The organism is Rathayibacter sp. YIM 133350 (assembly GCF_037404875.1).
Taxonomy (GTDB): Bacteria; Actinomycetota; Actinomycetes; order Actinomycetales; family Microbacteriaceae; genus Orlajensenia.
In genome coordinates this window covers 78,959-103,251 of record NZ_JBBELO010000032.1, presented here as the reverse complement: position 1 = coordinate 103,251, position 24,293 = coordinate 78,959, and the positions used below count along the sequence as shown (strand labels likewise).

The following is a 24,293-nucleotide window of genomic DNA, read 5'->3' as shown; positions in this document are numbered from 1 at the left end:
CTGATCCAGGCAGTCCTCGAGATGCCCGCGCTCGGTCGGCGACCAATCCTCATCATCGAAATCCTCAAGGTACTTGAGGTCTTCCAAGAGCGCCGCCATACCCCCAGTTTAGAACACGTGTTCGAAGACCACAAGTGAATGAAGAACTTTATTCATCGACTTCACCGGGGAATTCATCACGCATCCATCACCGTGGTGAAGTGCTCCACCACCGGAAACGGATCGTAGAAGTGGTGCAGCAGTCGCCGCCATTCCTGGTACTGCGAAGAACCACGGAAGCCCGGGTCGTGGTCTTCGACGCGCTCCCAGCGCACGAGGATCAGGTACTCGTTCGGCGTCTCCACGCTCCTCGACAGCGTCAGGTCGAGGAACCCGGCATGGCCGCGATGATCTCACGCGCACGAGCGAAGGCCTGCTCGAAATGCGTCTCCTCACCGGGCCGAACGGGAAGGATGGCGTGCTCCGTGATCATCGCGGTCTGCCCCGCGAATCAGCCGCGCTCGACGGGATGCCCGCCGGCGGCCCACTCCCCGATGCCGCCCGAGACGTTGATTGCGTCGTAGCCCTGCTGTTCGAGGAACTCGGTGACGCGTGCGCTGCGCGCTCCGGCGGCGCACATCACGTAGAGCGTGCCTTCCGGCAGCTCGCCGATGCGATCGACGAACTGGCTCATCGGGATGTTGAGGGCGCCCGGAACGCGCACCTGCGCCACCTCATCAACCTCGCGCACGTCGATGATGACGGCGTCGTCGCCGAGGGCGGCGAGCTCAGCCGGGGTGATGGATTCCATGGGGTGCTCCGATTCAGGGGGTGTGGTCGAGCGGCGACGCTTCGGGAACGGCGGCTCAGAGGGTGGGCGTGCGGGCGTCGTAGTTGCGGAAGGTCGGCGTCATGCGCAGGCACACCGCGATGAGCGCCATGATGAGCATGCCACCGAGCACGGGCGGGAACCACAGTGCCACGAGCGAGGCGAGGATGCCGGCGTACAGGTCCCCGATGCGCGGACCTCCGGCGACCACCACGGTGAAGATGCCCTGCAGCCGGCCGCGCATCTCATCCGGCGCTGCGGTCAGCAGCATGGTCGAGCGGAAGATGGCGCTCACCTCGTCGGATGCGCCGGTGCCGGCGAGGGCGAGGGCCGCGAGCACCAGCGCAACGATGTTCGCCTGGCCGATGCCCGGGCCGACCGGCCCGAACCAGCCCGTCTGCATCGCTGCGATGACCAGGCCGAACAAAAGGATGAAGCCGCCGTAGACGGTGATCGCCCGGCCGATCGCTATGCCGTGGCGGTGCACGTGGGCGACGGGCCCGCTGAACAGTCCCGTCAGGAAGGTGCCGATGGCCGCGGCGGCGGTGAGGATGCCGACGGTCACCGGCCCTCCCCCGATCACCGTGGCACCGATGGCGGGCAGCAGAACGAAGGGACGACCGAACGACATCGCGATGATGTCGACGATGAAGCTCATCCGGATGTTCGGCGCGTCCTTGAGGAACGCCACCCCATCGCGGATGGACTGCAGTCCGGGCCGGGCCGTGTGCGTGAGCGGCGGCAGCTTCGGCAGCGCGAGGATGCCCAGGAAGCCGGCTGTGAACAGCACCGCGTCGACCGCGAAGGTGAGCGGGAAGCCGACCGTGGCCACGAGCACGCCCGCGAGCGCCGGTCCGGCCGTCAGCTGAACGCCCATCGCGATGCCATTCAGGGCACTCGCCCGCGAGACGAGGTCGGTCGGCAGGATGCGCGGGTAGACCGATGAGCGGGTGGCGCCCGTGATCGTGGCGGAGATCGCATTGATCGTGGTGAAGACGTAGAAGGGCCACACCTCCACGCGCACGCCCGATCCGGCGAGCACCGCATCCCAGGCCGAGAGGGCGACGAGGGCGAGCGTCGAGAGCCAGCCGGCGACCGCAGCGATGATCAGCACCCGCCGCCGGTCGAAGGCATCGGCCAGCATGCCGCCCCACAGTCCGGCGACGATCATGGGAACGAGCGTGATACCGCCCACGAGCGCGACGGCGAGGGTGGATCGGCTGATGTCGTAGATCTGCAGGCCGACCGCCACGATGGTCAACTGGGCGCCGATGCCCGAGACGGCCGCTCCGATCCACAGACGCGCGAACGCTGGAGAGCGCCACAGTGGCGCAAGATCGACGAACCGACGCCGCGGCGGTGCCTGCTCACTGGTGGCATCGGTCTGTTCCGTCACTCAATCGATCGTAGGCGCATACACGTTGGCATCTTCTCGCCGACGTTCGGCAGCCGCATCCGCGCGCTCGCGTGTTCCGCGGAGCAGGATGGAGGCATGCAGATCGACGACAACGCCGCCCTTCTCGTGATCGACGTGCAACGCGGCTTCGACGACCAGGCGTACTGGGGCTCCCGCAACAACGCCGAGGCCGAGGCCAACATCGGCGCGCTCGTGCAGGCCTGGACGGATGCCACTCGGCCCGTCGTGCTCGTGCGCCACGACTCCACGTCGCCCGGCTCCCCCTTGGCCGTGGGCAGCCCGGGCAACGAACTGAAGTCGATCGTGGCCGGGGCGCCCCACGACCTGCTCGTCACGAAGAACGTGAACTCCGCCTTCCTCGGCGAGCCCGACCTCGCGGGCTGGCTGCGCGAGCGCGGCATCCGGCAGGTCGTGGTCACCGGCATCCAGACCAACATGTGCGTCGAGACCACGGCACGCATGGGCGGCAACCTCGGCTTCGACGTCGTCGTGCCATTGGACGCCACGCACACCTTCGACCTCGAAGGTCCCGATGGCATCCGCCTGAGCGCCGACGAGCTCACCCGCGCGAGCGCCGTCAACCTGCACGGCGGCGGTTTCGCCACGGTGACCTCCACGGCCGAGGTTCTCAGCGCATTGCCCACCGTTACAGCGACGGCGTAACCCGCCGCCGACCCCCGGTAGCGTTCTGCGCATGGCAGATCGCGAATACGGCTTCAAGACGCGTGCGATTCACGCGGGCAACATCCCCGACGCAGTGACCGGGGCGCGTGCACTGCCCATCTACCAGTCCACGGCCTTCGTCTTCGACGACACCGCGGATGCGGCGGCGCGGTTCGCGCTGCAGAAGTACGGCAACATCTACTCCCGCTTGGCGAACCCGACCGTCGCGAGCTTTGAGGAACGCGTGGCGAGCCTGGAGGGCGGCCTCGGAGCGGTGGCCACCGCATCCGGCCTCTCGGCGCAGTACATCACCTTCGCGAGCATCGCCGGCAGCGGCGACCACATCGTCGCAGCGGCTCAGCTGTACGGCGGCTCGATCACCCAGCTCGACGTGACGCTGCGCCGCTTCGGCATCGACACCACGTTCGTGCAGTCCACGGATGCCGAGGCCTACGCCGCCGCGATCACCGAGAACACCAAGGCCATCTTCGTCGAGACCATCGCCAACCCCTCGGGCGACATCGCCGACCTCGAGGCGCTCGCCGACGTCGCACACGCGCACGGCATCCCGCTCATCGTCGACTCGACCATCGCCACGCCCTACCTCAACCGGCCGATCGAGTGGGGTGCCGACATCGTCACGCACTCGGCCACGAAGTTCCTCGGCGGCGCGGGAACCACCCTCGGCGGCGTCGTCGTCGAGAGCGGGCGGTTCCATTGGCACAGCGAGAAGTTCCCGCTCTTCGGCCAGCCGGTTCCGAGTTACGGGGGCCTGGAGTGGTCGGGCAACTTCGGCGAATACGCCTTCCTCACCCGGCTGCGTGCCGAGCAGCTGCGCGACATCGGGCCGGTGCTTCAGGCCCAGGCCGCCTTTCAGCTGGCACAGGGCATCGAGACCCTGCCGTACCGCATCCAGGCACACGTCGACAACGCTCGTGCGGTCGCGGAATGGTTGCAGGCCGACCAGCGCATCGCCGCGGTGAACTGGGCGGGGCTGGAGTCGCATCCGCACCACGGCCGGGCGCAGAAGTACCTGCCCAAGGGCCCCGGATCGGTGTTCAGCTTCGAGGTGAAGGGCGGCCGGGCGGTCGGCCAGAAGCTCATCGAGTCGGTCGATCTCGCCAGCCATGTCGCGAACATCGGCGACGCGAAGACGCTCATCATCCATCCCGCGTCCACCACGCACGCCCAGCTGAGCGAGCAGCAGCTCGTGGACGCCGGGGTGCTGCCGGGCATCGTGAGGATTAGCGTGGGCATCGAAGACGTTGATGACATCATCTACGATCTCGACCAGGCCCTCGAGGCCGCCACTGGAGGCAAGTGATGAGCACTCTGACGGACGCTACTGTCGCTCCCGCCGCAACGACGGAGACCACCGAGACCGTGCGGCTGGTCAACGGTCTCTCGTGCGATATTCCGGCCGACTCCCCCCTCGCCAAGCTGCTCAAGTCGCAGCGCACGTGGGTGGGTCCCGATGCGCGCGAGCGCCTGCGCATCCTGCGGGCGGCGAAGTCCGTCGCCATCGTGGGAGCTTCGCCGAACCCGGCGCGCTCGAGCTACTTCGTGGGCACGTACCTGCAGCAGTCCAGCGATTTCCGGCTCTACTTCGTGAACCCGAACGCCAGCGAGATCCTCGGACAGCCCGCGTATCCCGACCTGGCGTCGCTGCCCGAAGTGCCGGATATCGTCGTCGTCTTCCGCCGCGGGAGCGACATCCCGAGCGTGGTCGACGACGTCGTGGCCGCGGGCGCCAAGACCATCTGGGTGCAGCTCGGCATCTGGAACGAGGAGGCCGCGTACTACGGCGAGGAGAAGGGCCTGACGGTGGTCATGGACCGCTGCATCAAGGTCGAGCACGCCCGCTTCCACGGCGGCCTGCACCTGCTCGGCTTCGACACGGGCCAGATCACGAGCCGGCGCACCCTGCGCTGAGGGCCGGCGCGCCCCGCATCCGTTGCGCCACTTCCGCGGCCGTTGCGCCAGAACATCTGGCGCAACGGACCCCGAAGTGGCGCAACAGCGGGCGGGCGGGGCGGCGGATGCGGTCAGCGGCGGGTGACCGTGTTGCCCTGGCCGTTCAGTGACGACGGCGACGGATCGTTTTCGGCCCGGATGCTGTTCTTGTCGCCGTTGACGCTCAGCGCGCCCAACGTGTCGGCCGAGACGACGTTGCCCTGGCCCGAGATCGAGACCGTGCGGATCGAGCCGGCGTCGACGGTGTTGGCGTCACCGCTGATCTGAAGCGCATCCACGTCGCTGTCCACCGTCACGGTGACGGCCTGGCCGCTCAGTGCGATGGCCGTCGCCGACGCGATCTCGATCACGAGCGCCTGCCCGTTGATGGCGATGCGCCCGCACTCCCCCGTGATCTCGTAGTGCAGCGCCTGGCCCTCCAGCGCCAGCTCCTGGCCGTCGGCGCACCGGTACGGATGCCCCGGCTGCACGAGCGGGCGCTGTGCCGAGCCGGGGAAGGGATCCTGATCACGCGGCGCAATCGGGGCCGCGGAGCTCTGCGGTGTTCCCGGCGGGTTCCCGTCGCGATCCCCGCCCAGGAACCGGCCGGGCAGGCAGCCCGTGAGCAGCAGCACGATCATCGCCGCCAGTGCCGCACCGGCGCTCACTCTGCGCATCAGGCCTCCCTCGTTCGACCCAAGAATACGTGCCTCCCGAAAAACTGTCCCCCGAAATCGGGGCAAGGGTCTTCCCTTGGACTCATAGGTCACGGCAAGATGCGGAGAAGCCCGCACAAAGCGCGGACGTGTATGTGCCCCGGATCACCCGTCATGGGCACTTGAAAATAGGGAGAAGCATGTCAGGAAGAAACGCTCGCGCACGTACTCGCGCGATCGCGGTTGTTCCGGCGCTTGCACTCGTGGTCGCAGGGTTTGCGACGACGGCGGCGGGCACGGCGGCATCCGCGTCACCGGCATTCACGAAGCCGGTGATCAGCGACTCGGAGTACTACATGAACTACGTTCAGCCGCGGGCCGAAGAGGCATTCGGCACGGATGTGAAGGTGGGTTCCGAGTCGACAGGGCAGGGCCAGCAGGCGGCGATCGCACAGGCCGAGGCCATCGATCACAAGTACGCCTCCGGCAACCCGGTTGCCGCATCCGGGCTGGCCAAGCTCGAGGCCGAGTCGATCAAGACCGGCAAGAGCCCGCAGTGGCTGAAGCACCTGTACAAGCAGGCACCCACGACGCAGAAGGCGAAACTGCTGACGATCCTCGTCGAGTTCGACCCGAATGCGAAAGACGACTTCACGGATGTGCAGGTGCCGACGGCGTTCGGCGAGAAGACCTGCAAGCCCGGTGACGTGCAGAGCGGCCCGCTGCACAACAACATCACCAACCCGGCGACGCTGGATCACCCCGACAACAACTCGATGTGGGTACCCGACTTCTCCTCCGACCACTTCAACAAGATGCTCTACACCAAGGACGGCATCACCAAGCGTGTGCGGACCGACCTGACCGGCCCGGACGGCAAAAAGGGCTTCGACATCTCGGGCTACACCATGAAGAACATGTACGAGGAGATGTCGCACGGCGCCTACACGGTGACCGGCCAGGCCACCCCGTGGGTCACGGTGCCGCACTCGGAGGCCTACTACGGCGCCTCCACCTGCAGCCTGAACGACAAGGGCGAATGGGAGGCCGGCGCGATCCAGGACATGCAGGGTCACCCCGACAACCCGCTCGGACCGGGTCAGCTGCCCATCGACGCGGTGGCGGCGCTGGCCAAGGCCCAGCCCAACTTCCCCTGGGCGGAGTACGACCAGGAAGACCAGGGCGACCGTGACGGCGACGGCAACTACAACGAGCCCGATGGCGTGATCGACCACGTGGTGCTCGTGCACGCGGGCGAAGACAAGTCGGGCAACGGCGGCAAGCAGGGCACGTACGCCATCTGGGCGCACTCCTCCGCCGTCGCCGGCGGCGCACCGATCCCGGGCACCAACCTCACGCTGTCGAACTACATCGTGCAGCCCGAGGATGCGGGCGTCGGCGTGTTCGCCCACGAGTACGGTCACGATCTCGGTCTGCCCGACCTGTACGACACCTCGGGCGAAGCCGACTCCGACATCGACTTCTGGGACCTGATGGACAGCGGTTCGCACTCCGGACCGATCTTCCAGTCGATGCCGACCCACATGGGCATCTGGGACAAGTGGGTGCTCGGTTGGGCCAACCCCGTCGAGGTCAACCCCGGTGACGGCACCAAGACCCACCTGATCAGCCAGAGCTCGCGCCCCATCAAGGGCACGGAAGACGGCGTCAAGATCAACCTGCCCGACAAGGTGGTCAACCTCACGACCCCGCACAGCGGGACCAAGGCGTGGTACACCGGCTCCGACCAGTCGTGGGCCGACGTGCGACTCAGCCGCAGCGTCGACGTGCCGGCCGGCACGGACTCCAAGTTCTGGATGTGGAACGACTACATCATCGAAGAGGACTGGGACTACGGCTTCGTCGAGGTCTCGACCGACGGCGGTTCCACCTGGAACGAGCAGAAGGTCTACGGCGAAGACGGCACCGAGGTGTCCACTCCCGACAACTACGGTGACCCGAACGGTCGCATGGGCGACTACGGCGGAAAGAAGTACGGCCTGACGGGCGACTCCGGCGGATGGACCCACCAGTACGTCGACCTCTCCTCGTACGCGGGCAAGACGGTTCAGGTTCGCCTGCGCTACGCCACCGACGCGGCCTTCCAGGAGCGCGGCTGGTTCGCCGATGACTTCTCGCTCACGAGCGGTGACACCACCGTCTGGAGCGACGACGTCGAAAGCGGCGCGGATGGCTGGACCGAGCAGGTGGCGAGCTTCGCCGGCACGACGGGCCAGGGATGGCACATCGACAGCGGCACGCTCATCAAGGCGCAGTACTACCTGGTCGAGTGGCGCAACTTCGACGGCTTCGATGAGGGCCTCAAGTACGCCTACAACACCGTGTACAGCGACGACGCCTGGAAGGTCGAGAAGCTGAAGTACAACGCTCCCGGTGCCCTTGTCTGGTACCGCGACACCACCTTCGGTGATGGCGACGACGCGGTGAACCACGTCACGGAGAACCTCACGGCCCTGCCGAGCGGTGGAGCGAAGGGCGGTCTGCTCATCGTGGACAGCCACTTCGACCCGCTGCGCCGAACCGGAGAAGCGGCGGCGCACGACCCGTCGACGCTGAAGAACCTGCCGTCGCGCGCGAACTCGTCGAACGACGCGTTCGGCACGCAGCGCACCTACCCCTTCAAGGAGTGCATCTCCGATGCCTCCTACAAGGAGTACTGCACGCAGGTTCCGGCCCTTCCCGCGGTGAAGACCTTCACCGACAACAAGGGTTGGGTGCCCGGACTCGAGGTTCGTGACGACGGTCTGTACTGGCGCTACGCCGAAGGCTCCGTCGTGGTGCCCTCGGTCGGCGAGGCTCCGTACACGACCCGCATCGTGAACCCCGACGGTTCACCGGCGACCGACTACTACGGTGAGGACCTCGGCTTCACTGTGGCGGGAACGGGCAACCCGAAGGACTCGGGTGTGGGCTTCGGCACCACGGTCGATGTCCTGGGCAACCTGCTCGGAAAGGTCTCGTTCATCAAGATCACGGCGCCGCGCGCGGGCTGACACCCGCACACCGCACCACGGACCCCCGCACCCGCATCGGGTGCGGGGGTTCGCCGTGCCGGGGCGCGGCGATGCGAGACCGGGAGACACGCCCTAGGCTCGTCAGAGTGCAGAACGCCGCCCCGTCGTCGCCGCGCGTCGCCCTGCTGGGGCCCGTGCTGGTCGCCGCGCGCGACGGCGGCATGACGGAGCCGCCCGGATCGCTCGCGAAGGCCCTCGTCGCGATCCTCGCCGGCGACGGCCGGCGTGCGCCCCGCCGTCCGGTGAGCACGTCCGCCATCATCGAGGAACTGTGGGGCGAATCGCCGCCGCGCAATGCCAAGGCCGCCTTGCAGACCCTCGTCTCACGGTTGCGCACGGTCACGGTCGACGGGCTGGTCGTATCCACGGCCGCCGGCTACGGTCTCGACCTCGACGACGTGCAGACCGACCTGGGTGCCGCGCTCTCACTCGCCCAGCGCGCCGAGCACGCTCTCACCTTGGATGCCGCGCAGGCGCACGCCCTCGCGGACGCCGGCCTGGCCCACTGGCGCGGGGAACCGGGCGCTGACCTCGCCGATGCGCCGGTGCGGGCCACCCTGGAGCAGGCTGCGGGCTCCCTGCGCAGCCGTCTGGCCGAGACGCGCGCCCGGGCCCTCATGGCGAGAGGCCGGCCGGCGGAGGCGCTCGAGGACCTGGACATCCTCGCGTCGGCGAGGCCCTTCGACGACGGGCTGCAGACTCTGCGTGTGCGTGCTCTCGCCGACGCGGGCCGACGGCAGGAGGCACTTGCCGCCTACGCCGAGCATCGTCAGCGCCTGCGCGACGAACTCGGAAGCTCCCCGGGTCCGGAGTTGACCGCTCTCAACACCTCTCTCCTCCGCGAGGCGGACGCGACCACCTCGACCGGTCGCACCCGGATCGGTGTGCGCGCGGCTCCCAACGCCCTTCTCGGTCGAGCCGCCGACATCGCCGCGGTGACCGAGTTGCTGACCCACTCCCGGCTGGTGACCATCCTCGGCGCCGGCGGGCTCGGCAAGACCCGGCTCGCGCAGGAGATCGCCGGCTCCTCGAGTGAACAGACGGTCATCGTGGTCGAACTGGCGAGCGTGCGTTCCGATGAGGACGTCGCGCTCGCGCTGGCCTCCACCATCGGCATCCGCGAGGTCTCGACCAACCAGCGGATGACGGAGGTCGCCGCCCGGCCCGACGTGCGCAGCCGCATCCTGACCCAGCTGGCGGAGCGGCCGACCTTGCTGGTGCTCGACAACTGCGAGCAGATCATCGAGGGCGCGGCCCGATGGGCGGCCGACCTGCTCGCCGCCGCACCACGCCTGCGGATCCTGGCCACGAGCCGCAGTCCGCTCGCCATCAGCTCCGAAGCCGTGTACGCCCTCGAACCGCTCGCCGCGGTCACAGAAGACGGCTCACCGGCGCCCGGCCCGGCCGTGCAGCTCTTCCTCGACCGCGCCCGCGCCGTGCGGCCGGGCGCCGCCCTGCCGCTGCCGAGCATCATGCGCCTCTGCACGCGCCTCGATGGGCTGCCCCTCGCCATCGAGCTGGCCGCGGCGCGCGTGCGCTCGATGAGCGTCGAGGAGATCGAGAACCGCCTCGAGAACCGGTTCTCACTCCTGACAAGCGGCGACCGCAGCGCACCCGAACGGCATCGCACGCTCGAAGCGGTCATCGACTGGAGCTGGCGGCTGCTGCATCCGCGCGAGCGTTCCGCACTGGCGCGGCTCGCCCTGTTCACCGACGGATTCAGTGCCGATGCGGCGTCGCTGCTCACCGGAGCGGATCCGGTGGAGGACCTGCTCGATGCCCTCGCCTCCCAATCGCTGCTCTCGGTCATCGACGACGCGAGTGGCCAGGCGCGCTATCGCATGCTCGAGACCGTGCGCGAGTTCGGCCAGACCCGACTGGCCGATGACGGTGACTTCGAGCCGGCGCGCGATGCGCTGTTCGCGTGGGCGGAGGACTTCGCCTTGCAGGCGCTCCCCCGCTTCTCGCACCTGGAGGTGTTCGAAGGCGTTCGCCGGGAGCAGGACAACCTGCTCAGCGTGCTCCGGCAGGCCATCCAGCTTCGCAGGGCCGACGTCGTCTTCTCCGTGTACGGCCTGCTCACGCTGTACTGGAGCATCCGCGGAGCCCACAGCGAGGTCGTCGGCTTCACCGAGTCCGTTCTCGACGCGACCCGGCGCTACGATCCCGACGAGGCCCACGTGGCTCCGACGGCCAGCTCCTACCTGATGATGGCCGGCACGAACCTGGCGACGCGACGGCCCATCGGCCAACGCGCCGTGGTGCGGCTGCGCAACCTGCGTGCGCGTCACGTGATGTCGAATCCGACGGTCGACGGGGCGAGCCGCTTCCTGCTCGCGATGCCCGACGAATCGGCCGCGTTCGCTGCGCTCGAAGACATGCGGCACTCTCCGGATGCCGTGACGGAGTTGATCGCAATGGTCATCTCCTCGCAACTCGCCGAGAACGACGGCCGCATCGACGAGGCGTCGGCGTGGGCCCAACGCGCGTGGGATCTGGCGCAGGGGGTCGACGACATCTGGCTCTCCTCCATGTCGGCATCCATGATGGCGGAACTCGCCAGCCAATCGGCCGATCACTCGGCGGCACTGCGCTGGGTCGAGCGCGCCGAGCAGGGCCTGCGTCTCATCGGAGCGGACGACGACCTGCTGCAGTTGCACTGGACGCGCGCGGTGAACCTGGTGGGCACCGGTCAGCTCGATCAGGCCGCAGACATCTTCCGGTCCATGGTGACGGAGCAGTTCCGCATGGCCGACGGATGGGAGCTGCGCTCCCTGGGTCACGTGGGGCTCGCCGAGATCGCGCGGCTCGAGACGCGGACCGAGGATTCGCTCACGGAGTACCGGCAGGCGATGGCGGTCTTCCACGAGAGCCGGCAGAAGTTCACTCCGTGGTACGTCATGACCCTCGCGAGCTTCATCGCCGCCGGAACGGACGAACTCGCGCTCGATGCCGCCGAGGTGGCCGCACTCGCCCACCTGCTGCGCATGCGCATCATCGCCATGCGCCGGGCGCGCGCCGACTTCATCGACAAGCCGGTGCTGGGAACAGCGGTCGTGGGCTGGTCCGCCTGGGCGCTGGGCGTTCCCGCGCTGCGGGACCTCGGCCTGCGACTGCTCTGCCTCGGCGAGGTGCTGCATGCCCGCCAGGACCTGCCGTCGATGCAACTGGACCGGCACCGGGCCGCCGCGGAGCGCATCCTCGGAAGGGATGCCGTGGACCGGGAGCGGGAACGCGCCGCAACCCTGACCCCGGAAGCGGCGGCGGAGCTCGCGGACGACCTCATCAGGCAGCCGCTCCCCGCCGACTCCTGAGCGGAACGCGACGAAGGCCCTGCCCCGCGATGCGGGACAGGGCCATCTGGTGACGCGAATCAGGCCTTGCGCATGTAGGCCTTGACGGTGAGCGGCGCGAAGACCGCGACGATCACGGCGGCGCCCAGCAGCGACCAGCCGAAGTCCGCCCCGATGCCGACGCCGTTCACGAGGTCGCGCACCGCGGTCACGAGGTGTGATACCGGGTTGATGTTCGCGAACCACTCCAGCGGTGCCGGCAGCGTGTTCGTCGGAACGAACGCGTTCGAGAGGAACGTGAGCGGGAACAGCACGAGCATCGAGATGCCCTGCACGCTCGAGGCGGAACGCGCGATCACGCCGAAGAAGGCGAAGATCCACGACAGGGCCCAGGAGCACACGATCACGAGCAGTCCGGCCGCGACGACTCCGCCGATGCCGCCCTCTGGCCGAAGGCCCATGATGTAGCCCATGACGAAGGTGAGCGTCGTTGCGATGAGGTAGCGCACCGTGTCGGCGAGCAATGCGCCCGAGAGCGGTGCGATACGGGCGATGGGGAGTGACCGGAACCGGTCGAATACGCCCTTCGCCATGTCTTCACGCAGCTGCACGCCGGTGACGATCGAGGTTCCGATCACGGTCTGCACGAGGATGCCCGGGATGACGATCGGCAGGTAGTTCTGGACGTTCCCCGAGATGGCCCCGCCGAAGATGTACGTGAACATCAGGGTGAAGATGATCGGCTGGAAGGTGACGTCGAAGAGCTGCTCCGGCGTGCGCTTGATCTTCAGCAGGCCGCGGTAGGCCATGGTGATCGTGTGCGAGACGGTCTCGCGGATGCCGACGACGTTGCGGAGCTTCCGCTGCGCCCCCGGAGTGATGGTGGTGGTGGCGATGGTGCTCATGCGCGGCTCCCTTCGAGCTCGGGCTCGGCCTCTGCGGCGTCGTCTGCGTCGACGCCGTGGCCGGTGAGGGTGAGGAAGACCTCGTCGAGGGTCGGCTTGGCGACGCTCAACTCGGCCAGGTGGATGCCCGCCTCGCGCAGGGTGAGCAGCAGGTCGGCGATGCGGTCGGCATCCTGCAGCGGCGCGGTGAGGCGCGCCGCCTCGGGCGAGATGGTGGCGCTCACGCCGAGCACGCGCTCCACGGCGACGCGGGCGTCGTCGACGTCGCGGCTGTCGACGAGCCGCAGCTCCAGGCTGGACGCGCCGACCTTGGACTTGAGCTCGTCGCCGGTGCCCTCGGCCACGACGCGACCGCGGTCGATGACGGCGATGCGATCGGCGAGCTGGTCGGCCTCGTCGAGGTACTGGGTGGTCAGCAGCACGGTCGATCCGGTCGAGACCAGGCGGCGGATGGTGTCCCACATCTGGGCGCGGGTGCGGGGGTCGAGGCCCGTCGTCGGCTCGTCGAGGAAGATGAGCGGCGGCTGGGCGATGAGGCTGGCGGCCAGGTCGAGGCGACGGCGCATGCCGCCCGAGAAGTTCTTGAGCGGACGCTTGGCGGCCTCGGTCAGGCCGAACTCCTCGAGCAGTTCGCGGGCCTTGACCTTCGCCTGGCGGCTCGAGAGGCCGAGTAGCCGGGAGAACAGCACGAGGTTCTCGGTGGCCGAGAGCGTCTCGTCGACGGAGGCGTACTGGCCGGTCACGCCGATCAGCTGTCGAACGACCTGGGACTCGCGCTGCACGTCGTGGCCGAAGATGCGGGCGTTTCCGCCGTCCGGGCGCAACAGGGTGGCGAGCATGGAGATGGTGGTGGTCTTGCCGGCGCCGTTGGGGCCGAGCACGCCGTAGATGCTTCCGGTGGCGACGCGCAGGTCGACGCCGTCGACCGCCCGGTTCGCTCCGAAGATCTTGACGAGCCCGTCGGCTTCGACCGCCCAATCGGCGGTGAGCTTCTGGTTCATGGCGATCCTTTCAGGATGTGAGCCTCCGGTGATCCGGAGGAGAACTGTCATAACTGTGCGCGCCCGCGCTTACACGACGCATGCGCGCCGCTTTCAGGCGCTGTCGCGCTCTGTCAGCGGCTGTCAGAGGTGCCCGTCAGCCCTTGCGCGTCTGGGAAGCGGCGAGCCGTTGGAGGCGGCCGATGAGCGCGTCACGATCGACGTCGCCGATCGAGAGCGCCCGGGCAACGGTGCCGAGGTCGGCGACCAGGATGCCGAGCAGCACGTCGATCTGCCTGATGCGCTGGCGGTCGCGGTGCCCGCGTTTCGCGCCGCGTGAGACGGCCTCCTTCGCGGAGGCACCCCAGCCCGGACGTGATCGCCGCGGGGTGGCGCGCAACGCATCCTCATCGACGTGCGCGAGGCCGATGGAGGCGAGGGCGGCTTCGCGTTCCGCGCGCAGCAGCCGTTCGATGCCGGCGTGGTCCAGACCCGCTTCGGCGAGGGCTCCGCCCACGGCGCCGCCGTCGGCGGCGATGGCCAGCAGCAGGTGCTCGGCCTCGACGGTCGCCGACCCGCGCGAGGTCGCCTCCTCGACGGCGAGGCTCACCGTGTGGCGCATCGCGCCCACGTAGTCGTTGTCAGCCACGACGCCTCCTCAGCTCGATTCCGGCGTCTTCCAGCCGGCGGATGTGCTTCTTGTGAACGGCCTGGCGGGTCACGCCGAGCGCCTCGGCCAGCTCGCTCCAGCTCCAGCCGGAACGCAGCGCCCGCTCGACCGCGGCATCCTCGAGCCGGTCGGCGAGTTCGCGCAGGGCGAGGACCGCTGCCAGTTCGTCGGCGATGCCGCCGACGGGAGAGGGCGAAATCGGGGTCATAAGAGCAACCTAGGTTGCTCGTGGCGATTTGTCAACTCGAGTTGCTTTCATGGCGACCCGCGTTGCCCGATCGAAGGACCGTGAGCGGTTCGGCGGGGCGGCGCACGATTCCGCGAGCCCGTGCCGAAATGTCCGCGTCGACTGCGACGTAGGCTGGACGGGTGACAGCGTACGTCTCGGCCCTCGACCTCTTCTCGATCGGCATCGGCCCCTCGAGTTCCCACACCGTCGGCCCGATGAGGGCGGCGCGGGCGTTCGCGATGCAACTCGCCGAGGCGGGCACTCTGGGCACGGTGAGCCGGGTCACCGCCATCCTGTACGGCTCGCTTGGCTCCACCGGCATCGGGCATGGAACACCGGATGCGATCGTCGCGGGCCTCGCGGGACGGCGACCGGAGACGTGCGACCCCGACGACGTGCGCGGCGCCTGGAGCGGGCTGGCCAGACGCGACGCGACCGCGCCGGACGACGGGGGCCCCGGGCGGCTGAGCCTGAACGGCACGCACGTCATCCCCATCGCCCAAGACGACGTCTCGTTCGCCCCGTTCACACGGCTGCCTGCACACCCGAACGCGATGACCCTGCAGGCATGGGGCGACGCATCCTCGCTGCCGCTCGCGGAGGAGACCTACTACTCCATCGGCGGGGGCTTCATCCGCCGAGAGGGCGACCCGAGCAACCGGCAGGCGGTTCACGGACAGCCGCTGCCGTTCTCCTCCTCCGCGCAGCTCCTTGCGCTCTGCGCGTCGACCGGACGTTCGATCGCCCAGGTCGCTCGCGTGAACGAGGAGGCCATCCACGGTGCCGACGCGCTCGACGCGGGACTGGATGCCATCTGGGCCGCCATGCTGCAGTGCGTGCGAGAAGGGCTGAGCACCGAGGGGGTGCTGCCGGGCGGACTCGGCGTGAAGCGGCGGGCGCCGGCCATCCGTGCCCAGCTCGAGGAATACGACCGCCTCGGCCACCACGGGCGCGACACCTCGACGGAGTGGCTGCACGCCTTCGCCCTCGCCGTCAACGAGGAGAACGCCTCGGGCGGGCGTGTGGTCACGGCACCGACGAACGGCGCGGCGGGAATCATCCCCGCCGTCGCCCACTACTACCTGCGCTTCGTGCCCGGCGGATCCGCCGAGGGCATCCGCGACTTCCTTCTCACGGCCGCCGCCATCGGTTCGCTCGTCAAGGCCAACGCCTCGATCTCGGGGGCGGAGGGCGGCTGCCAGGCCGAGGTCGGATCGGCGTGCGCCATGGCGTCGGGGGCGCTGTGCGCGGTGCTCGGCGGCACCCCGCAGCAGATCGAGAACGCCGCAGAGATCGCGATCGAGCACCACCTGGGCCTCACCTGCGACCCGGTCGGCGGCCTCGTGCAGGTACCGTGCATCGAGCGCAACGCGATCGCCTCGTCCACCGCCGTCTCCGCCGCCCGCCTGGCGCTGCACGGGGACGGGTCGCACCTTGTCTCGCTCGACACGGTCATCGAGACCATGCGGCAGACCGGACTCGACATGATGACGAAGTACAAGGAGACCAGCCAGGGCGGCCTCGCGGTCAACGTCATCGAGTGCTGAATCCGGTCCGTCGTGTGACCCCGCGTTGCGCACGGGATCGCAGAACGCGGCCCGTCGACATAACGTGACTGCCATGTCGTTGCTCCCCCTGCCCACACCGCTCGTCTCCACCCAGTGGCTCGCCGATCACCTGGGCGCAGAGGCGCTCGTGGTGCTGGATGCGACGACACTCGCGCTGCCGACGGCTGCGGGCGGCATCCGCTGGCTGAGCGGCTACGACGAGTACCTCATCGAGGGCCACATCCCGGGCGCCCTGTTCATCGACCTGCTCGAGGAGCTCTCCGACCCGAGCGGCGAGTTCCCCTTCACCCGCCCCACCACCGACCAGGTGCGCGGTGCCCTCCAGGATGCCGGCGTCGGCGCCGAGTCTCGCGTGGTGCTCTACGACAGCGCCAACAACCGCTTCGCCGCCCGCGCGTGGTGGGTGCTGCGTTCCTTCGGCTTCGAGCGGGTGAGCGTTCTCGATGGCGGGCTGCCCGCATGGAAGAACGCCGGTCTGCCCGTGGAGACCGGGCACGTGGCGGCGACCGCGCCGGCTTCACCGTTCGAGCCGGTGGCGCAGCCGGGGTACTGGGCCGACAAGGTCGACATCGAGCAGGTGCTCGCGGGCGAGCAGAGGGCCGCTCTCGTGTGCTCGCTGCCGGCAGCCGACTTCGCCGGCGCGAGCGCCTCGCGCCCGCGTCCCGGCCACATTCCCGGAAGCCTCAGCGTTCCCTCGGCGAACCTCGTCGACCGGCAGACCAACCGGTTGCGGCCGGCTGCCGACGTCGCGGCGCAGACGGCGACCCTCGACGCCACCGAGCCGATCATCCTGTACTGCGCTGCGGGCATCCTCGCGAGCCTCGGCGCCCTCGCATTCACCGCGCGGGGCATCACGGATGTACGCGTGTACGACGCCTCACTCAACGAGTGGGCGGCCGACCCGCTCGCGCCCCTCGAGGTCGTCGCCGACTGAGGCGCTCGCCCGTCGTCGGCCTCAGAGCCAGCGCATGGTGAAGGCCCGGGCGACGATGCCGCGAGCCGGCGGCACCGCCAGCGTGCGCACGAGGGCGTTGCGCGCGCCCAGACGTGGGCCTCTCGCCGGTTTGCCCATGGCCATGTTGAAGGCCGCCTGCAGCGCGGCCTGACGAGCCGAACGGCGGCGCACGCGGTCGTAGCGGGCCAAGGCGTTCTCGTCGCCCGACAGGTGCGCGCGAATGGCTGCGACGAGGGCGACGGCGTCGAGCCAGCCGAGGTTCATGCCCTGGCCGCCGATGGGGCTGATCTCGTGCGCCGCATCCCCGGCCAGCACCACCCGGCCGGAGTGCATGCGCGTGGCGAGATGCTGGCCGGCGGTGAAGGCGCTGACGGGCTGCGCATCCCCCGAGAGGCGGATGCCGGTGCGGTCGGCGACCAGCCCGGCCAGGTCGTTGCGATCGGCTCCCGGCCAGGATCGGTCGGTGAGGGCCACCCACCGCCGACGATGCCGCGGAAGAGGGAACGACTCGACCACTCCGCCCCGCTCGAACAGAAGCACAGCCGTGGCGCCGAAGCCGGTCTCATCCGGAAAGTCCGCCATCACGTAGTGCACCGGCTCGCCGAGCGCCTCCCAGCCGATGCCCGCGGCCGTGCGCATGCCGCTGCGCAATCCGTCGGCGCCAACGATCACGCGCCCGGGCAGCTCGGCCGGGTTCTCGATCCGCGTGCCCAGGTGCAGGCTGTCGGGGGCGAGCAGCTGAAGCCGCTCTCGCAGCAGGTTCTCCGTATCGTGCTGGGGAAGCGACAGCACGAACGGGTAGTCGCGTGCGGCTTCGGCGAATCGGAGCGAGCCGAGAACCCTTCCGTCGCAGCGCACCTCGCCGCTCTCGATGCGCACGCCGCGATCGAGGGCGGCCGCGCCGACGCCTGCGGCGAACAGCGCCGCGATGGCCGGCGGATGAATGCCGATGGCGCGCGATCTTTCCGATGGGCTCACGCGCTCGTCGAAGACCTCGACGCTCGTTCCCTCCTGGGCGAGCAGGATGGCCACGAGCATGCCGACGGGGCCGGCGCCGACGACGGCGACCTCAGCCATCGCCGAAGCCGCCCCGGGTGAGCAGGTAGCGGAACGGCGAGGCCGCTCGCACCCGCCACTGCCCCGGAAGGTAGGGGGCCAACTCCTCCGGCCGGTGGGAACGACGGATGGAGGTGAGCCCGTCGGCCCGGATGAAGGAGCCGTGGAAGAACGGCGCCGTCAGTATGCCGAATCCGGCATATGCAAGGGCGCTCCGGGTGATATCGGCGTGCACGGCTCTCGGGGCGAGCCGCTCGCTGTCGGAGAGCAACGCACCGAGCGCGGCTGCGTCGAGGTGGTGGAGCAGGTGATTGGAGACGACGAGGTCGAACCGCTCCCCCTCCGCGACGAGGTCGGAGCTCAGCGCCCGGCGGAACTCGACGCCCGTCTGTGCCCCGCGTGAACGTGCGAAGGCGTCGGCGCGCGGGTCGGGATCGGCTGCGACGACGTGCAGCCGAAGTCCGTCTCGGCGTGCCCAGGCGGCGAGCTGCACGGCGAGGTCGCCTCCGCCGCTGCCTATGTCGAGCAGACGGGTGGGAAGGGTGGTCGAGAGCAGCGGCCGGATGAGGCGCCGGTAGGTGGAGCGCCAACCCGAGACGACCGTGTTGATGATGCCGAACTGCGCATAGGTCGCGTCCAGGGCGGCTCGATCGCACGCGGGATCGTCCATGAGCTCGGCGATCGCCGCATCCCGCCGGGTGAGCTCGCCGCTGAGTAGCGGGTGCAGCCAGGTGTGCGAGGCTGCCACCTACTCCCCCACGAGCACGGTCATGAGGCCGGTCTCGACGGTGAGGCCCGGGCCGAACGCCATGGCGAGCACGCGTTCCCCGTTCTGGGGAGCGTGCTCGAGCACGTGCTGGAGCACGAAGGCGATCGTCGCGCTCGACATGTTGCCGTAATCGCGCAGCGTGTCACGCGATGCCGTCACCTGCTGCGGCGACAGCTTGAGCTTGGCCTCGACCTTGTCGACGATGCTGCGCCCGCCGGGGTGGATCGCCCAGTGCGTGATGCCCTCGGCCGGGTCGGCCACGAGCTCGGGCTCGGGGGCGATGAGGGGGGCGATCGCTGCCTGGATGTGGTCGTCGATGATGGCGGGCACGTAGGTCGAGAGCACCATCTCGAAGCCGTGGTCGCCGATCTTCCAGGCCATGTCGGCCTCGCCGACGGGAGTGATGACCGTCTCGAACCGGTCGAGCGCGAGCGCCAGTTCCCCGGCGACGGGCTCCCGTGAACTGACGATGCCGGCTCCGGCGCCGTCGGCGAACAGCGAGTTGGCCACGATGAGGTCGGGATCGTTCGAGCTGCGCAGGTGCAGGGTGCAGAGCTCGGCGCTCGTCACGAGAACCACCGCATCCGCGTCGGCGAGCACGATCTGGCGCGCCAGGCGCAGCGCCGGCATGGTGGCGTAGCAGCCCATGAAGCCGAGGTGATAGCGCTGCACGGATGCCTGCAGGCCGAGCTCCCGCACGAGCATGAAGTCCGGCCCGGGTGCGTAGAACCCGGTGCAGCTGACGGTGATCACGTGAGTGACATCCGCTGCTTCGATGCCCTCGCAGGCCTCGAGGGCCGCCCGGGCGGCCTCGACGTACAGGAGAGTGGCCTGCTCGATGTACAGCTCGTTCCGAACCCGCGTTCCCGGCATCAGCAGGTCTCCCGACTCGGGGTCGAAGAACTGCCGCTCGAGGTCGCTCGGTTGCAGCGAGAGCTCCTCGATGACGGAGTACCGGCGTTCGATGCCCGAGGCGTTGAACGAGGTGGCCACCAGCCGCTGCCCCAGCCGCGAGAGCCCGGGCTGCGCCGCGAACACGTCGCGCACCTGCTCCTGCACCAGCAGGGTCGGCGGAACGACGGTTCGCAGGGCACGCAGCGTGACGGTCATGGGTCATTCCTACACGGGGGTCCCGAGCGGCGCGAGGGGGTGGCGGGGGTATTCCGGGACTGGTAGTCCGCCGCTCAGCAGTCGCAGCTGATGGCGGCCGCCGTCGAACGTGGCCCGACCAGCTCGTCGACATCGCGCCGCACGGTACCGAGCGCGGTCTCGACGGGGTAACCCTCGCGCGCCCAGTACTCGAAACCGCCGATCATGAGCTTCACGTCGTAACCGAGCGATGCGAGGGCGAGCGCCGCCTTGTCGCCGCCGTTGCAGCCGGGGCTCCAGCAGTAGACGACGAAGCGGGTGCCCGCCGCATACCGCGCCGGCACCTCCTGCTCGATCTGTCGCGTCGGGATGTGCACGGCGCCCGCCGCGTGGCCCTGGTCCCACGCGGCCTGGCTGCGGGTGTCGACGAGCACGAGCGGCGCGCCCTCCTGCTGGTCGGCGAACACGTCGCTCGCGTCGGTCTCCAGGGCGAGCTTGGCTCGGAAGAAGGCCACGGTATCAGCCGGGCTGATGAGGGATGCCTCGGGCTGCTGCACGGTCGCTGCGGTGTTCGTCATGGGTACAGCATGGCCGTCCGTGTATGGATGCCGCGGCCCGAATCCTGCCTCCGTACGCGGAAATACCGCCAGCCGCCATTTCTGCGGGCTCGGTGAAGCGGGCACCGGGAGCAGACCGCCCAGACCGCAGGAATGGTGGGTGCCAGACCTACGCGACCCACCATTTCTGCGGACTCGGTGAAGCAACCGCCGAGGCCGGAGAAAATGCGGGTTTGGGACGAGCGCCAGCCACCATTTCTGCGGTTTCGGCGAAGCGGGGCACCGGGAGCAGGTCGCCGAGCCCGCAGGAGTGGTGAGCAGCAACGCCCAGACCGCAGAAATTGTGGGTCTGGGAGGGGTGCGACCCACCATTTCTGCGGGCTCGGCGAAGGTGGGGCGGCCGGTCAGGCGGCAGACTGGGAGCATGGAGCGCAGGAACGTCGTGGTGAGCGGGGTGGTTCAGGGCGTCGGCTTCCGGTGGTCGGCACGCGCCCAGGCGCTGCGGCTCGGCGTCTCCGGTTGGGTGCGCAACACCCCCGACGGGCGGGTCGAGGCAGAGGTCGAGGGCGACGCGGATGCCGTTGCGGCGATGGTGGAGTGGCTTCGCGCGGGCCCTGCCGGCGCATCCGTGAGTGGTGTCGAGGTGCGCGAGCGCGAGCCGCTCGCCGAGATCGGGTTCGAGATCACCCGGTGATCGCCCGGGCAGCCGCGAAGAAGAAGAGCGCTGCCCCCTCCCGTCGAAGGCCGACCGTCCGTAGGATGCGAACCAGACGGAATGCGCGGCGGCGCCCCGCTGCCGCGACTCACGACACCGATGAGGAGTGAACGCTCATGATGGACATGACCAGAGACATGATGCGCATGCACGAGGCCGAGGCCGCGATGCCCGACATGGACATGGCACTGATGGCCGACTGTATCGAGGCCTGTTCGGCCTGCGAACAGGCGTGCACGATGTGTGCGAGCTGCATGATGGGCGACGGCACGGCCATGCACATGGAGATGTGCATGAACACGGCCGACATGGCCAACACGACGATGCGCATGATGCTGCGACAGAGCGGCATGATGATGGAGCCCATGATGCGCATGCTCGACGCCATGATGGTGCAGGCGCGCATGTGCGCCGATGAGTGCATGAAGCACGCGGACATGCACGAGGACTGCAAGGTCTGCGCCGAGGCCTGCCGTCAGTGCGAGATGGCGTGCTCGAAGATGATGGACTCGATGAAGGCCATGAGCGCCTGAGGAGCGCCCTGAGCGTCGAGTAGACCTACAGCGCGGCCCTCAGCACGCTGAGGCGTGCGCTGCCGATGGCGAGCACGTCGTAGACCGCGTGCAGCGCCACGGGTTCCCCCACAGACACTGCGTCGGCGAGCTCGGCGTGATGCCACACCCACGCGCGCGTTCCTGCCTCGATGAGGTCGATGGCGAGCCAGCCGTCCGAACCGGCGACGGCGAGAATGCCGTCGCCCCACTTCGCGGACGTGGCGCTCGCGACGCGCGCCCGGATGGGGCTCAGGGCGTGGCCTGCGCCGTGGTGCGTGCAGCTCGCGCCGACACAGGTCATGACGTCGGTGGCTCCGGGCGTGATCTTCGACATCATGACCTCCTCTCGACGGGTGGGACTCTTCGAGAGTAGGTGTGCGCCCGAGCCGGTGTCATCCACCGCCGTCACACCGCGCAACACTGCCGGCGCGGTTCCGCCCGCGGCTCAGGCGCCCGCGTAGAACGCCGCGACCGCGCCCGACAGGCCGGCGAGATCGTGCACGTGCGCGAGTTCGCGCGCCGAGTGCATCGACAGCAGCGGCGCCCCCACGTCGACGGTGCGGATGCCGAGGCGCGTGGCCGTGAGCGGTCCGATGGTGCTGCCGCACGGCACCGCGTTGTTCGAGACGAACTCCTGGAAGGGCACTCCCGCGGCGGCGCACGCGCGGGCCCAGAGAGCGGCACCGACGGCATCCGTCGCGTAGCGCTGGTTCGCGTTGATCTTCAGCAGCACACCGCCGCCGGCTATCGGCCGATTGACGGGATCGTGGCGCTCGGGGTAATTGGGGTGCACGGCATGGCCGCAGTCGGCCGACACGCACCACGACCCGGCGAAGGCACGCAGCCGATCGCTCGCCGAAGCGCCACGGTCATCGCCGATGCGGGTGAGCACGTCTTCGAGGAAGGGCCCGCTCGCTCCCGACCGGGAGTTGCTGCCGAGTTCCTCGTGGTCGAAGGCCGCGAGCACGGTGATGTGCTCGGCATGCGCCGGCGTCTCGATGAGTGCGCGCACTCCGGCGTAGACGGAGACGAGGTTGTCCATGCGGCCGGCGGCGAAGAGCACTTCGTCGAGTCCGAACCGGGCGGGCGCAGCCGTGTCGGCCGTCAGGAGGTCGTAGCCGGCGATCTCGGACGCCTCGATGCCGGCGCGGTGCGCGAGGTACTCGAGGATGCCCCGCTGCGTGTCATCGACGACGCCCCAGACGGGCTGCGTGTGCCGCTGCCGGTCCAGCGTCAGGCCGTCGTTGACGCTGCGGTCCAGGTGGATGGCCAGCTGCGGAATGCGCAGGAGCGGACCCGTGCGCACGAGCACCTCGCGGCCGTCGAGGGTGAGGATGCGACCGGCCAGCTCGAGCTCCCGGTCCAGCCACGAGTTCAGCAACGGCCCGCCGTAGATCTCGACGCCCGCCTGCAGCCAGCCGGCCGAGAGCAGATCCGGTTGGGGCTTGAGCGCGAACCCCGGCGAATCGGTGTGCGCGCCGAGGATGCGGAACGGCGTCGTTCCTCCGGCGGCCTCCGGAACGCGCCAGGCGATGAGGGCACCGTCGCGCACGACGACGTAGTCCCCCGGCTCGGCCGGCCACGCCTCCGCTTCGCTCAGGCGTTGGAAGCCGGCCGCCTCGAGCAGCCGAGCAGACTCGGCGGCGGCGTGGTACGAGGAAGGCGATGCCTGGAGGAAGGCGGTGAAGTCGGAGATGTACGCGTCGACGCTCATCCTCTTATCCAAGCACTCGCCGACCCGCGCACTGCCCTTGCGCCCGCGGGGGCGCGGGCGCACGCTGAGACGAAGCGGAAAGGAGCACCATGGCCATCACGACCATCGAACACGAACCGCCCTACCAGGTGGGCTACTTCGTCGGCAGCCTGTCGAGCCAGTCCATCAACCGGCAGCTGGCCAACGCCCTCATCGGGCTCGCTCCACCTGAACTGGAGTTCAGCGAGATCCTCATCCGCGACCTGCCGCTCTACAACCGCGACTTCGACCCCGACTATCCGCAGGTCGCGCGGGACTTCAAGGCGTCGATCGCGGGATGCGACGCCCTGCTGTTCGTGACGCCGGAGTACAACCGGTCTCTTCCCGGAGCGCTCAAGAACGCGATCGACTGGGCGAGCCGGCCCTACGGCGAGAACGTCATCAGCCGGAAGGCCTCCGCGGTCATCGGCGCCTCGAGCGGCGCGATCGGAACGGCGCTCGCCCAGCAGAGCCTGCGCGGCATCCTGAGCTTCTGCAACGCCCCGCAGATGACATCGCCCGAGGCGAACATCCAGGTCTCACCGGGATTGATCAGCCCGGAGGGCGAAGTGACGAACGAGGGCACACGGGAGTTCCTGGCCTCGTACATGCAGCAGTTCCACGAGTTCATCGCGCGCGTGCTGACGGTGCTTCCCCCGCACGCCTGAGCGGGCAACCGCCCGACGCGG

General features: G+C 69.2%; 25 protein-coding genes. 10 read left to right on the top strand and 15 right to left on the bottom strand.

The window, feature by feature from the left end; genetic code table 11:
* Positions 1–176 precede the first annotated feature (176 nt).
* From WDJ51_RS10545 to WDJ51_RS10530, 4 genes are read right to left on the bottom strand one after another with little or no spacing between them, the layout of a single operon-like run.
* Positions 177–344: an antibiotic biosynthesis monooxygenase family protein gene (locus WDJ51_RS10545; protein ID WP_337852419.1), complete on the bottom strand. Its 168-nt coding sequence runs from the start codon at positions 342–344 to the stop codon at positions 177–179.
* Between the two features lie 14 nt (positions 345–358).
* A complete protein-coding gene (locus WDJ51_RS10540) occupies positions 359–472 on the bottom strand; it encodes an antibiotic biosynthesis monooxygenase family protein (protein ID WP_337852418.1) in 114 nt (37 codons plus the stop codon).
* Positions 473–490: 18 nt separating this feature from the next.
* Positions 491–790, bottom strand: coding sequence for a rhodanese-like domain-containing protein (locus tag WDJ51_RS10535; RefSeq protein ID WP_337852417.1), 300 nt, complete (start codon positions 788–790; stop codon positions 491–493).
* Between the two features lie 55 nt (positions 791–845).
* Complete coding sequence (locus tag WDJ51_RS10530; RefSeq protein WP_337852416.1) at positions 846–2,204, bottom strand: MFS transporter; 1,359 nt, start codon at positions 2,202–2,204, stop codon at positions 846–848.
* 96 nt (positions 2,205–2,300) lie between these two features.
* Here WDJ51_RS10530 and WDJ51_RS10525 point away from each other — a divergent pair, with 96 nt between their 5' ends.
* Genes WDJ51_RS10525 through WDJ51_RS10515 form a run of 3 tightly spaced genes read left to right on the top strand, consistent with a single transcriptional unit; the run spans position 2,301 to position 4,820 of the window.
* Positions 2,301–2,888, top strand: a complete 588-nt coding sequence (locus WDJ51_RS10525) for a cysteine hydrolase family protein (protein WP_337852415.1) — start codon at positions 2,301–2,303, stop codon at positions 2,886–2,888.
* Positions 2,889–2,919: 31 nt separating this feature from the next.
* On the top strand, positions 2,920–4,212 hold the full coding sequence (locus tag WDJ51_RS10520) for an O-acetylhomoserine aminocarboxypropyltransferase/cysteine synthase family protein (protein WP_337852414.1): 1,293 nt from the start codon (positions 2,920–2,922) through the stop codon (positions 4,210–4,212).
* Entirely contained in the window at positions 4,212–4,820 is a 609-nt protein-coding gene (locus tag WDJ51_RS10515; RefSeq protein WP_337852413.1) for a CoA-binding protein, read from the top strand. The genes WDJ51_RS10520 and WDJ51_RS10515 overlap by 1 nt, the downstream gene beginning before the upstream one ends.
* A gap of 113 nt (positions 4,821–4,933) precedes the next feature.
* Here WDJ51_RS10515 and WDJ51_RS10510 read toward each other — a convergent pair whose 3' ends face one another.
* Positions 4,934–5,518, bottom strand: coding sequence for a DUF3060 domain-containing protein (locus WDJ51_RS10510; protein ID WP_337852412.1), 585 nt, complete (start codon positions 5,516–5,518; stop codon positions 4,934–4,936).
* A 179-nt stretch (positions 5,519–5,697) separates the two neighbouring features.
* Here WDJ51_RS10510 and WDJ51_RS10505 point away from each other — a divergent pair, with 179 nt between their 5' ends.
* The gene (locus tag WDJ51_RS10505; protein WP_337852411.1) at positions 5,698–8,511 is read left to right on the top strand and encodes an immune inhibitor A domain-containing protein; all 2,814 of its coding nucleotides are present in this window, start codon (positions 5,698–5,700) and stop codon (positions 8,509–8,511) included.
* A 107-nt stretch (positions 8,512–8,618) separates the two neighbouring features.
* On the top strand, positions 8,619–11,846 hold the full coding sequence (locus tag WDJ51_RS10500) for an ATP-binding protein (RefSeq protein WP_337852410.1): 3,228 nt from the start codon (positions 8,619–8,621) through the stop codon (positions 11,844–11,846).
* Between the two features lie 59 nt (positions 11,847–11,905).
* Here WDJ51_RS10500 and WDJ51_RS10495 read toward each other — a convergent pair whose 3' ends face one another.
* The 4 genes from WDJ51_RS10495 to WDJ51_RS10480 form a co-directional block, all read right to left on the bottom strand.
* Positions 11,906–12,730: an ABC transporter permease gene (locus tag WDJ51_RS10495; protein ID WP_337852409.1), complete on the bottom strand. Its 825-nt coding sequence runs from the start codon at positions 12,728–12,730 to the stop codon at positions 11,906–11,908.
* Entirely contained in the window at positions 12,727–13,731 is a 1,005-nt protein-coding gene (locus WDJ51_RS10490; protein WP_337852408.1) for an ATP-binding cassette domain-containing protein, read from the bottom strand. Before WDJ51_RS10490 ends, WDJ51_RS10495 begins: the two co-directional genes overlap by 4 nt.
* A gap of 136 nt (positions 13,732–13,867) precedes the next feature.
* On the bottom strand, positions 13,868–14,359 hold the full coding sequence (locus WDJ51_RS10485) for a Clp protease N-terminal domain-containing protein (protein ID WP_337852407.1): 492 nt from the start codon (positions 14,357–14,359) through the stop codon (positions 13,868–13,870).
* Positions 14,352–14,588 (bottom strand): helix-turn-helix domain-containing protein, encoded by a 237-nt coding sequence (locus WDJ51_RS10480; RefSeq protein ID WP_337852406.1) that lies wholly within the window; start codon positions 14,586–14,588, stop codon positions 14,352–14,354. The genes WDJ51_RS10485 and WDJ51_RS10480 overlap by 8 nt, the downstream gene beginning before the upstream one ends.
* Before the next feature lie 161 nt (positions 14,589–14,749).
* Here WDJ51_RS10480 and WDJ51_RS10475 point away from each other — a divergent pair, with 161 nt between their 5' ends.
* Positions 14,750–16,156, top strand: a complete 1,407-nt coding sequence (locus WDJ51_RS10475) for an L-serine ammonia-lyase (RefSeq protein WP_337852405.1) — start codon at positions 14,750–14,752, stop codon at positions 16,154–16,156.
* Positions 16,157–16,229: 73 nt separating this feature from the next.
* Entirely contained in the window at positions 16,230–17,111 is an 882-nt protein-coding gene (locus WDJ51_RS10470) for a sulfurtransferase (RefSeq protein ID WP_337852404.1), read from the top strand.
* 21 nt (positions 17,112–17,132) lie between these two features.
* On the opposite strand, the gene WDJ51_RS10465 is transcribed toward WDJ51_RS10470, so the two are convergent.
* The 4 genes from WDJ51_RS10465 to WDJ51_RS10450 form a co-directional block, all read right to left on the bottom strand.
* Positions 17,133–18,209: an FAD-dependent oxidoreductase gene (locus tag WDJ51_RS10465; RefSeq protein ID WP_337852403.1), complete on the bottom strand. Its 1,077-nt coding sequence runs from the start codon at positions 18,207–18,209 to the stop codon at positions 17,133–17,135.
* Positions 18,202–18,936 (bottom strand): methyltransferase domain-containing protein, encoded by a 735-nt coding sequence (locus tag WDJ51_RS10460; RefSeq protein ID WP_337852402.1) that lies wholly within the window; start codon positions 18,934–18,936, stop codon positions 18,202–18,204. Before WDJ51_RS10460 ends, WDJ51_RS10465 begins: the two co-directional genes overlap by 8 nt.
* Positions 18,937–20,067, bottom strand: coding sequence for a type III polyketide synthase (locus WDJ51_RS10455; RefSeq protein ID WP_337852401.1), 1,131 nt, complete (start codon positions 20,065–20,067; stop codon positions 18,937–18,939).
* Between the two features lie 74 nt (positions 20,068–20,141).
* Positions 20,142–20,624 (bottom strand): rhodanese-like domain-containing protein, encoded by a 483-nt coding sequence (locus WDJ51_RS10450; RefSeq protein ID WP_337852400.1) that lies wholly within the window; start codon positions 20,622–20,624, stop codon positions 20,142–20,144.
* 403 nt (positions 20,625–21,027) lie between these two features.
* Between WDJ51_RS10450 and WDJ51_RS10445 the strand changes: the two genes are divergently transcribed.
* Complete coding sequence (locus tag WDJ51_RS10445; RefSeq protein WP_337852399.1) at positions 21,028–21,297, top strand: acylphosphatase; 270 nt, start codon at positions 21,028–21,030, stop codon at positions 21,295–21,297.
* A gap of 137 nt (positions 21,298–21,434) precedes the next feature.
* Positions 21,435–21,851, top strand: coding sequence for a hypothetical protein (locus WDJ51_RS10440; protein WP_337852398.1), 417 nt, complete (start codon positions 21,435–21,437; stop codon positions 21,849–21,851).
* Positions 21,852–21,876: 25 nt separating this feature from the next.
* Here WDJ51_RS10440 and WDJ51_RS10435 read toward each other — a convergent pair whose 3' ends face one another.
* Both WDJ51_RS10435 and WDJ51_RS10430 read right to left on the bottom strand, forming a co-directional pair.
* Complete coding sequence (locus WDJ51_RS10435) at positions 21,877–22,206, bottom strand: hypothetical protein (protein WP_337852397.1); 330 nt, start codon at positions 22,204–22,206, stop codon at positions 21,877–21,879.
* A gap of 111 nt (positions 22,207–22,317) precedes the next feature.
* Positions 22,318–23,586 (bottom strand): M18 family aminopeptidase, encoded by a 1,269-nt coding sequence (locus tag WDJ51_RS10430; RefSeq protein WP_337852396.1) that lies wholly within the window; start codon positions 23,584–23,586, stop codon positions 22,318–22,320.
* A gap of 89 nt (positions 23,587–23,675) precedes the next feature.
* Here WDJ51_RS10430 and WDJ51_RS10425 point away from each other — a divergent pair, with 89 nt between their 5' ends.
* On the top strand, positions 23,676–24,272 hold the full coding sequence (locus WDJ51_RS10425) for an NADPH-dependent FMN reductase (RefSeq protein WP_337852395.1): 597 nt from the start codon (positions 23,676–23,678) through the stop codon (positions 24,270–24,272).
* Positions 24,273–24,293: the final 21 nt, after the last annotated feature.